The organism is Bacillus sp. JJ1773 (genome assembly GCF_036962035.1).
In the GTDB taxonomy this organism is placed as follows: Bacteria; Bacillota; Bacilli; order Bacillales; family Cytobacillaceae; genus Cytobacillus.
In genome coordinates this window covers 1-9,376 of sequence record NZ_JBALNX010000087.1, presented here as the reverse complement: position 1 = coordinate 9,376, position 9,376 = coordinate 1, and the positions used below count along the sequence as shown (strand labels likewise).

Sequence of the window (9,376 nt, the reverse complement as noted above, 5' to 3'; positions counted from 1 at the left end):
TAATTTTAAAAGCACATTTATTTATAGAGTTTGAATTAGAACAAATTCTTAAATCAAATTTAATAAATCCGCAATTTTTAAAATGGGATCATATGAAATATTCTCAGAAAGAAAACTTAATCTTTGCTATGGCACTTGTTCCTCTTGAAGAAAGAAATGTAATTCACGGTATTAACCAGATTCGAAATAAATTGGCACATAACTTAGAATATGAGATAAATGAAGAGGAATTAGAATCAAAGATAATTAGCCAATTTAGTAGTAGGGCGAAGATATTTTATGAAGCTACACTTTCACATTTTAATAAAAAATATGGTGAAGGTCTTATGAGTAAATTACAATGCGCCTTATTTACAATTTGGGAATTCCTTATTGAAATTAGAATTATCCCTGACGATCTTCGAAAACAATTAAATTCGGAACTAAAGAGTAAGGGGAGATGATGTACAGTTAAACCAATACAACCGCCATTCGACCCTCATGTCCGCATATAAAAATATCAAACATGATGATTTCCGTTACTATATTTTAAAACAAAAAGTGGATGTATTTCACGCCATGAAGAGCTTTTTCAAGAAGGAAGAAGATAAAATGTACGTCTAATGGAGAGAGGGTGACCCCTTCTCTCTTATTCTATTAAAAAAGTACAACCCCATTTCAAAAATAGAAATGGGGTTGTACTTTTACGATATTATTTTAATTTAATATCTTTAAAGAATGGAGTTCCACTGAAGTTTACGAATAAACCAGATTCAACTCCGTTTGTAGCATGAACAAAGTCAGGATGATGCAGGTATACCATTGGTGCTTCTTCTACAAGAATTTCAGAAACTTCTTTGTATGCTTCGTTACGATCATCTTGATTTGTGCTTGTACGTCCTTTATCTAGTAACTCATCCACTTTAGCGTTTGTGTAGAATGAACGGTTACCAACTGATCCATGATTAGCAGAATGGAATAATGCGTATAGACCATAGTCAGCATCACCTGTTACTGTAGTCCAGCCTAGAACGAATAATTCATGCTCACCAGCAGCTGTTTTCTCAAGGAATGTTCCCCACTCAATAACTTGGATATCTACTTCGATATTAATTTCAGCTAATTGAGCTTGAACTAATTCCGCAATATCCGCACGCTCTTTACTTCCTTCGTTTACAAAGATCGTTGTTTTGAAACCATCTGCAAATCCAGCTTCTGCAAGCAATTCCTTCGCAGCTTCTACATCATATGGAAGTGGCTTTAAGTCTTGGTAGTTACCAACAACTGTAGGCGCTAATGGTCCAACAGCTGGAACTCCTTGACCATCTAGAATTCCGTTTACAACATCATCTTTGTTAATAGCCATTGCAATCGCTTGACGAACTTTAATATTGTCATATGGAGCTTTATTCAAGTTGAAACTTACGTAATCCATACGAGTACCGCGAACACGGTCGATCTCGATTCCATCCATTGCTTCTACACGAGTAACATCAGAAGCACCTACTAGCATAAGATGAGCTTCGCCTGTTTCAATCATTGCTACACGTGTAGCTTGTTCTGGTACAACTTTGATTGCAACAGTTTCAATGGAAGGCTTTTCTCCCCAATATTCATCGTTTTTAACAAATTTAATTTCGGCACCACGGTTCCAAGAATCGAATTTGAAAGGACCTGTACCAATTGGATTTTCGTCAACTTTCTTACCGCCATCTTTTTCTTCTTGAAGAGCAGAAGGAGCGATGATTGAACCAGCGTTATGTGCTAAGTGAGCTGGCAGCGGAGCAAAAGGCTTCTCTGTAATGATTTGAATTGTGTGATCGTCAATAACCTTAACTTCTGTAATCACGTTAAGAATAACCGCTTTTGGAGAAGCAAATTCTGGATCGATAATTCTCTCAAAACTCATTTTGACAGCTTCAGCATTGAAATCTGTTCCGTCATGGAATTTAACTCCTTCACGAAGTTTGAATTCCCAAGTTGTATCATCTACTGCTTTATATTCAGTAGCAAGTAATGGAACAACAGATCCATCTGATGCGTAATCTGTCAAACGCTCATATAGTTGGGTTGTTGCAGTATTAGATGCAGTGTCATTCACTCCATGTGGATCTAAAGTTGGTGCATCTGATCCTGTAACATAGACGAAGTCTTTGCCACCAGCTGCTGGCTCTTCTGTCTTAGGCGTTTCGCCTTCCTTAGCAGGAGTTTCCTCAGTGGTAGTGCTGCTTTTTCCGCTACATGCTGACAGCACTAAAATAAATGCAAGCGCTAACATAAGCAGAAGATTGTTCTTCTTGATCAAAAAAATAACCCCCTTATTTAGTCGTACAATTTTTATAATAGTAGAACAATTGATAATATACAAGATTTATTTTGGTAATATTTAATTTATATGTTAATATTGTCATAAAAATGTAATCATATCTCTAAAATTCTACAATTTTCCACATAATAGGAGAAAGGGTGATAAGCTAGCATTTTGATTAAAGGATAATCATATTCTGCTAATTAAAAAGCATTGTCATATCATTAATATTTATATATTATATTCGTTGTGTGTTTTGAATTTTTTTAATCTTTAATCTACTAATGAAAGGATGAAAAATAGGATATGAATCAACAGCCACAGCTTCAATCAACTGCTCCGGCAATTCCTGTTAAACAGTACAATCCAAAGGCAGCCCGAGCTAAAGCCTTTTATAAGAAACTTGCGAAAAACAAGGCGGCCATGTGCGGTGCCTTTATTGTCCTTGCCATTGCTTTTATGGCTATTTTTGCACCCCTGCTTGCACCGTATGATCCTGCGGAAATGGCATTGAGCAAAAAATTGCAAGCGCCTTCATCTGAACATTGGCTAGGCACGGACGACAAGGGACGTGATATATTAAGCCGTATATTATTTGGGGCAAGAATTTCATTATCTATAGGAATTTTATCAACTGTCCTAGGTGCGTTTGCCGGAATTCTATTAGGAATTATAGCCGGATATTACGGCAAATGGGTCGATTCATTTATTATGAGAATATGCGATATTTTACTAGCTTTCCCTGGTATTTTGCTAGCGCTAGCCATCATAAGTGTGCTTGGCGCAAGTACAACGAATGTGATTATCGCAGTTGCATTTTTTGCGGTTCCAACATTTGCCCGGATTGTTCGCGGGTCTACTTTAAGTGTAAAAAAGCTAGAGTACATCGATGCTATAAGGGCTATGGGTTCGAGTGATTTTAGAATTATCTTTAAGCATATTCTTCCCAATATTCTTTCTCCAATCATTGTACAAGCTACACTTTATATTGCGTCAGCCATCATTACTGCTAGTTCACTGTCTTTCCTTGGAATGGGGACAAAGCCGCCAACTCCTGAGTGGGGTTTCATGCTTTCACAGGGCCGTTCTTATTTAGCACAGGCTCCACACGTTACTTTAATTCCGGGATTAGCTATTTTGCTAGTTGTAGTAGGCTTTAACTTATTTGGTGACGGATTACGTGATGCACTTGATCCAAAATCCAAGAAATAATATGAGAGAAGGTGAACGAACATGTTTATATATATTCTTCGAAGAATTATCCAGGTAATCCCTGTTATGATCGGGGTTACTCTAGCTGTATTTTTAATGATGCACTTAATTCCAGGGGATCCTGCTCAAATCATGGCTGGAGAGAACGCCAATCCGGAGCAGGTCGAACAGATGCGAGAGAATTTAGGTTTGAACGATCCTTTATATGAGCAATATTTCCGTTATGTTTCAAATGCTGTTCAAGGTGATTTAGGAACATCTATCCGGACGAATCGTGCTGTATCCAATGAAATATTCGATTCACGATTTTGGATTACTGTTCAACTTGCCGTACTTGGTACGATATTAGCTGTTTTAGGGGGGCTAATTGCAGGGATCATTTCTGCTACAAGGAAGGGCTCTTTTGCCGATATTTCACTTATGCTTGTAGCGCTTTTCGGCTTCTCAATGCCAAACTTCTTACTCGGTATTATGTTAATTTATTTCTTTTCAGTCTATCTTGGATGGCTGCCTGTTGTCGGGTGGGGTTCTATTGAACATATGATTTTGCCGGTTATTACGTTAGGAACTGTTGGTGCAGCCATTATTGCACGAATGACCCGTTCAAGTATGCTTGAAGTTATTGATCAGGATTATATTCGTACAGCCTATGCAAAAGGAGTTAGCGATCGGCTAGTCATATACAAACATGCTCTTCGTAATGCTTTAGTTCCTGTTGTTACGGTGGTCGGCCTGCAATTTGGAGGTTTATTAGGGGGAGCAGTTGTAACAGAAACGGTTTTTGCCATTAATGGTTTAGGCCGCTTGATTATCGATTCTATTCGTGCACATGATTTCCCAATGGTACAGGGGACGATTCTAGTTTGTGCTGTTCTCTTCGTAATTGTTAATACACTTGTGGATGTTACATACCGTTTCATTAACAAACGGATTGATTTGAACTAAGGCTGGTGAGACCAATGACTAAACAAAAAAGTAAAAATATTCTTGAGATAAGAAATCTTTGTACCTCCTTTTTTACAGATGAAGGAGAAGTAAAAGCGGTTGATGGTGTTGACTTCACGATTGAAAAGGGCAAAACGCTTGGAATAGTAGGCGAATCTGGCTCAGGTAAAAGTATTACTTCCCTTTCGATTCTTCGCCTTCTGCAAGAGCCAATCGGGAAAATTGTCGGTGGGGAAGTATATTTCAAAGGGGAAAATCTATTAGAAAAAACGAAAAAGCAGATGATGGATATTCGTGGAAATAATATCTCGATGATTTTCCAAGAACCAATGACTTCTTTGAACCCAACATTAACCTGCGGGGAACAGATTGCGGAATCCATTCGTATCCATCAGAACCTTAACCGCAAGGATGCTTGGATTAAAGCAATTGATATGCTGAGGTTGGTAGGAATCCCATCACCAGAAAAACGTGCCAAGCAATATCCGTTTGAGCTTTCAGGGGGAATGCGCCAACGGGTTATGATTGCGATTGCATTAGCATGTAATCCAGAATTATTAATTGCTGATGAGCCGACAACTGCATTGGATGTTACGATTCAGGCACAAATTCTTGAATTGATAAAAAAGCTTCAGGATGAACTTGGAACATCACTCATGATTATTACTCATGATCTTGGTGTAGTAGCTGAAATGTGTGATAAGGTAGCGGTTATGTATTGTGGGAAAGTTGTAGAATATGCAGATGTAGAAACCATCTTTACTGACCCTAAGCATCCCTATACAATCGGTCTATTAAACTCAGTTCCTAAACATGATGAAGATGTTGAAGGAGATCTTTCTGTCATTCATGGTCAAGTCCCAAGTCCATTTAATTTGCCCCTTGGCTGCCGATTTGCTCCTCGATGTCCGCACGCAAGAGAAATTTGTCATTCCGAGCTGCCAGAGCTAAAGGATGCTCCTGATGGCGATAAGGTTCGCTGCTGGATATATACAGATAAATGGGAAAAACAAGAGGGGGTTGCAGCTAGTCATGAGTGAGCAAGCATTATTAGAAGTGAAACAGCTTAAGCAGTATTTCCCAATAAAAGGCGGTATTCTTGGCCGCACGATCAATCATGTTAAAGCAGTCGATGACATTAGCTTTGATATATATGAAGGAGAAACAGTCAGTATTGTAGGAGAGTCCGGCTGCGGCAAATCGACAACTGGCAGAGCGATTCTTAGATTGGACAATCCTTATTCTGGTGAAGTGTATTTCCAAGGCGAGAATTTGCTTGCATTGAGCAAATCACAAATGAGAAAAAAGAGAAAAGATTTGCAAATCATATTCCAGGATCCTTATGCTTCATTAAATCCACGTCAAACAGTAAGTCAGATTTTAGAAGAAGCACTGGAGATCCAAAATGTTGTGCCTCCAAGAGAAAGAAGACAAAAAATTACTGAGTTACTTGAAACAGTAGGAATTGGAGCACACCAGGTTGACCGCTATCCACATGAATTCAGTGGCGGACAGCGTCAGCGAATTGGCATAGCCCGTGCTCTTTCAGTTAATCCAAAGCTGATTATTTGTGATGAGGCTGTTTCAGCACTTGACGTGTCTATTCAAGCACAAGTGTTAAACCTGCTAAAGGAATTGCAAAGAGAGTTCAAATTAACCTATCTTTTTATTTCCCATGATCTTGGTGTAGTACGCCATATTTCTGATCGAATCATTGTCATGTACTTAGGCAAGATTGTGGAAATCGCTGATAAAAAATCCTTATTTGATAATCCGCAGCATCCTTATACAAAGGCATTATTATCTGCAATTCCAAGTACGAATGTATTAGAGAAGAAAGAACGGATCATTCTCAAAGGGGATGTGCCATCACCGATAGATCCACCAGCCGGATGCCGTTTTCACACACGCTGCCCATATGCATTTGATCGATGTGCAACAGTGGAACCATCCCTGCATGCCATTCCTGGTGAGAATCATCAAGTGGCCTGCCATTTAGCAGAAAAAGGTTCTGTCGATTTCTCTGCATTAAAAGCAAACTATTAAACAATGCTTCGAAAGCCCTTCTCTTTGAGAGGGCTTTTTTTAGGTGAAAAAAAGAGGAAAGAGGAATTTTGCCTCGTATCGAAGAATTCGTTATAAAATAGTAAATATACTTTCGAAAGGGGTTTGGCGAATGAGTACAACAGATTTAGGGTATAATGTATCTCTTATCGATACATTCGATTTAGGAAAAGAAAGAAGGACAGGTTCCTATATTCTTCAATCCGAGGAAGTAACGCTTATTGAAACGAGCGCGAGTCCATCTATTCCATTTGTGCTGAAAGGGTTAGAGGAATTAGGCATTAAGTTAACAGAAGTAAAAAATATAATTGTCACACATATACATCTTGATCATGCTGGCGGTGTTGGTTTATTGCTTAATCATTGCCCGAATGCTAAAGTAATTGTTCATCCTCGGGGCAAACGTCATCTTGCTGATCCCTCTAGACTGATTCAAGGGGCAAAGGCCGTTTATGGAGATAAATTTAATGAGCTCTTTGATCCCATTTTGCCAGTGCCAGAGGATCGTTTGGTAATCAAAGAGGATGGGGAAACGATAAAAATTGGAAAAGAACGTATTCTGACATTTATGGATACACCAGGTCATGCCAACCATCATTTTTCTATACATGATTCATTAAGTAATGGGATATTTACTGGCGATACGATCGGGGTTTATTATCCTCAAGTTTTCGATCAGGGGGTTGAGCTATTTCTCCCATCTACCTCACCGAATCAATTTGATCCTGAGAAGATGCTTCAATCAATGAAAAGAATTTCATCCCTTCGTGTCGAGAGAATTTACTTTGGCCATTATGGAATGACAGCTAATCCTGATCAGGTTTTTAAGCAAATGGAGTATTGGCTTCCCATATTTATGGCTGCTGGGGAAAAGGTATGGGCAGAAAACCAATCTGCTTCATTTGAAATGAAGCAGAAAGCCCTTTTCCATCTGCTATTGAATGAGGTCAATCAATTTTTATCCGAAAATCAAATAGTATTAGAAGAAGATTTATCGGAAATTATTCAGCTTGATTTGACTGTCGGATCAATGGGAATTATAGATTATTTAGCAAAACGAGAAAAATAAGTTGTTAAACAAAGTATGGAGGTGTAGGAAATGGATCTTCAGAAAATAATAAATAAGCTTAAAAGCCGTACACCTTCCATTCTAGGAAGTGAGAAATTCTCTAAATATGCCATCCTCATTCCCCTTATCCAAATGGAAGATGATATTCACCTTTTATTCGAGGTTCGTTCTCTACAATTAAGAAGACAGCCGGGTGAAGTCTGCTTTCCAGGAGGAAGGGTCGATAGGACGGATCGTGATGAAAAGCATACGGCAATAAGGGAAACTTCAGAAGAGTTAGGGATAAAAGAGGATCATATTCATCATGTTTTTCCGTTAGACTATATGATTTCTCCGTTTGGAACTATTATCTTTCCTTACGTTGGCCACATAAGAAATCCGGAAATGATCAATGTTAACCGAAGTGAAGTGGAGGAGACTTTCACTGTGCCGCTATCATACTTAAAGAAAACTGAGCCTGAGACCTTTCAAATCCGCTTTCGCGTTGAGCCTGAAAAAGACTTTCCATTTAACCAAATTATCGGTGGAGAAAATTATGATTGGCAAATTAGAAAAATGGAAGAGTGTTTTTATTATTATGAAGATAAGGTGATATGGGGTTTAACAGCTAGAATTCTTAAGCATTTTATTGAAATCCTTAACTCAGATGGGCTAGGCCTTAATGATCAAGGGTCGTCACTATAATCATGTAAAAAGTCAGGATGTGTTAATTTGAATAGAAAGATTGGTTTCATAGGTTCGGGAAAAATGGCGCAGGCGATTATAGGGGGAATCCTCCAAGCGGATAAAGTTCCAGCTGCGAATATAATGGCAAGTGCGGCTTCAAAGGAGACAGTTAGGAACGTGATGGAAAGGTTCTCTATCCGGGTAACAACGGATAATAAAGCAGTTGCGGAGCATGCTGATATACTCTTCCTTGCGATAAAGCCAAATCTCCACCAATCTATTATTGAGGAAATTAAAGATATCATTAAGCCTCATTTGCTCATTATCACAATTGCTGCAGGAATTAGCCTGCAATTCCTTGAGGAATCATTTCCACGGAAGGTAAAAGCGATTCGGTCTATGCCCAATACACCTTCATTAATTGGAGAGGGGATGAGCGTACTTTGTGCAAACCAATTTGTGACAAAAGAGGAACTGGATGAAGTTCTTAGTATTTTTTCATGCTTTGGACAGGCTGAAGTCGTTCATGAGAGCTTAATGGATTCAATTCCAGCTATTAGTGCCTCATCACCTGCCTATGTGTATATGTTTATCGAGGCATTAGCAGATGGGGGAGTCAAAAACGGATTAACTAGAGAGCAGTCATATAAATTAGCAGCCCAAGCAGTTTTAGGGGCTGCGAAAATGGTTCTCGAAACGGGAAAACATCCGGGTGAGCTTAAAGATGAGGTTTGTACTCCTGGAGGAGCAACGATCGAGGCGGTAGCTGAGCTTGAGAGAAAGGGATTGCGTACTGCTGTCCTGTCGGCAATGGAGAAATGCACAGAGAAAACAAAAGCACTCTCTAATTAGTAATTTTTCAAAATAAACGGAGGAGCAGCATAAATTTGCTGCTCCTCCTGTTTATTGAAAAACACAATGTTAATTTTTCAGCAAAGTTTGATTAAGACCTGAGTACAAGTCTTTCATTTGGACAGTAACAATTTTAGCACCGATTTGAACATGTACCATGTTGTCAAAAACAGCAGTAACAAGACCGTTGAGGGATACTTTCGAGCCAATGTTTACATCTTTTTTTTCGTTTTTATCCTTTTTGCTATCTGCCATCATTACACATCCCATTCAATAAAAAA

General features: G+C 38.7%; 10 protein-coding genes and 1 pseudogene. 9 read left to right on the top strand and 2 right to left on the bottom strand.

Annotation, left to right across the window (positions count from 1 at the left end; genetic code table 11):
• Together V7127_RS21640 and V7127_RS21635 are read left to right on the top strand one after the other, a co-directional pair.
• Nucleotides 1-443, top strand: a 443-nt coding sequence (locus V7127_RS21640) for a hypothetical protein (RefSeq protein WP_335489544.1), incomplete at its 5' end; no start/stop codon positions are given.
• Nucleotides 444-447: 4 nt separating this feature from the next.
• A pseudogene (locus tag V7127_RS21635) lies at nt 448-603 on the top strand (sporulation protein YhbH); the annotation flags it as partial.
• An 88-nt stretch (nt 604-691) separates the two neighbouring features.
• On the opposite strand, the gene V7127_RS21630 reads toward V7127_RS21635, so the two are convergent.
• Nucleotides 692-2,284, bottom strand: a complete 1,593-nt coding sequence (locus V7127_RS21630; protein WP_335489541.1) for a glutathione ABC transporter substrate-binding protein — start codon at nt 2,282-2,284, stop codon at nt 692-694.
• A gap of 309 nt (nt 2,285-2,593) precedes the next feature.
• On the opposite strand from V7127_RS21630, the gene nikC reads away from it, so the two are divergent.
• The 7 genes from nikC (at nt 2,594) to proC (ending at nt 9,095) form a co-directional block, all read left to right on the top strand.
• Complete coding sequence (gene nikC / locus V7127_RS21625) at nt 2,594-3,499, top strand: nickel transporter permease (RefSeq protein WP_335489538.1); 906 nt, start codon at nt 2,594-2,596, stop codon at nt 3,497-3,499.
• A 21-nt stretch (nt 3,500-3,520) separates the two neighbouring features.
• Entirely contained in the window at nt 3,521-4,444 is a 924-nt protein-coding gene (locus tag V7127_RS21620; RefSeq protein WP_335489535.1) for an ABC transporter permease, read from the top strand.
• 14 nt (nt 4,445-4,458) lie between these two features.
• Complete coding sequence (locus tag V7127_RS21615) at nt 4,459-5,484, top strand: ABC transporter ATP-binding protein (protein ID WP_335489532.1); 1,026 nt, start codon at nt 4,459-4,461, stop codon at nt 5,482-5,484.
• Entirely contained in the window at nt 5,477-6,490 is a 1,014-nt protein-coding gene (locus V7127_RS21610; protein ID WP_335489530.1) for an ABC transporter ATP-binding protein, read from the top strand. Before V7127_RS21615 ends, V7127_RS21610 begins: the two co-directional genes overlap by 8 nt.
• Nucleotides 6,491-6,620: 130 nt before the next feature.
• Nucleotides 6,621-7,577 (top strand): MBL fold metallo-hydrolase, encoded by a 957-nt coding sequence (locus tag V7127_RS21605; protein WP_335489527.1) that lies wholly within the window; start codon nt 6,621-6,623, stop codon nt 7,575-7,577.
• 30 nt (nt 7,578-7,607) lie between these two features.
• Nucleotides 7,608-8,261: an NUDIX hydrolase gene (locus V7127_RS21600; protein ID WP_335489523.1), complete on the top strand. Its 654-nt coding sequence runs from the start codon at nt 7,608-7,610 to the stop codon at nt 8,259-8,261.
• Between the two features lie 27 nt (nt 8,262-8,288).
• Entirely contained in the window at nt 8,289-9,095 is an 807-nt protein-coding gene (proC, locus tag V7127_RS21595; protein WP_335489520.1) for a pyrroline-5-carboxylate reductase, read from the top strand.
• A 69-nt stretch (nt 9,096-9,164) separates the two neighbouring features.
• Here the strand turns inward: proC and V7127_RS21590 are convergent, their stop codons facing one another.
• Nucleotides 9,165-9,350: a hypothetical protein gene (locus tag V7127_RS21590; protein WP_335489517.1), complete on the bottom strand. Its 186-nt coding sequence runs from the start codon at nt 9,348-9,350 to the stop codon at nt 9,165-9,167.
• Between the last annotated feature and the right edge of the window lie 26 nt (nt 9,351-9,376).

Coding starts and splice junctions, on each gene's coding strand:
- V7127_RS21610 (WP_335489530.1), top strand. CDS start 5,477: ATGAGTGAGCAAGCATTATTAGAAGTGAAACAGCTTAAGCAGTATTTC.
- V7127_RS21615 (WP_335489532.1), top strand. CDS start 4,459: ATGACTAAACAAAAAAGTAAAAATATTCTTGAGATAAGAAATCTTTGT.
- nikC (WP_335489538.1), top strand. CDS start 2,594: ATGAATCAACAGCCACAGCTTCAATCAACTGCTCCGGCAATTCCTGTT.
- V7127_RS21590 (WP_335489517.1), bottom strand. CDS start 9,350: ATGGCAGATAGCAAAAAGGATAAAAACGAAAAAAAAGATGTAAACATT.
- V7127_RS21620 (WP_335489535.1), top strand. CDS start 3,521: ATGTTTATATATATTCTTCGAAGAATTATCCAGGTAATCCCTGTTATG.
- V7127_RS21605 (WP_335489527.1), top strand. CDS start 6,621: ATGAGTACAACAGATTTAGGGTATAATGTATCTCTTATCGATACATTC.
- V7127_RS21600 (WP_335489523.1), top strand. CDS start 7,608: ATGGATCTTCAGAAAATAATAAATAAGCTTAAAAGCCGTACACCTTCC.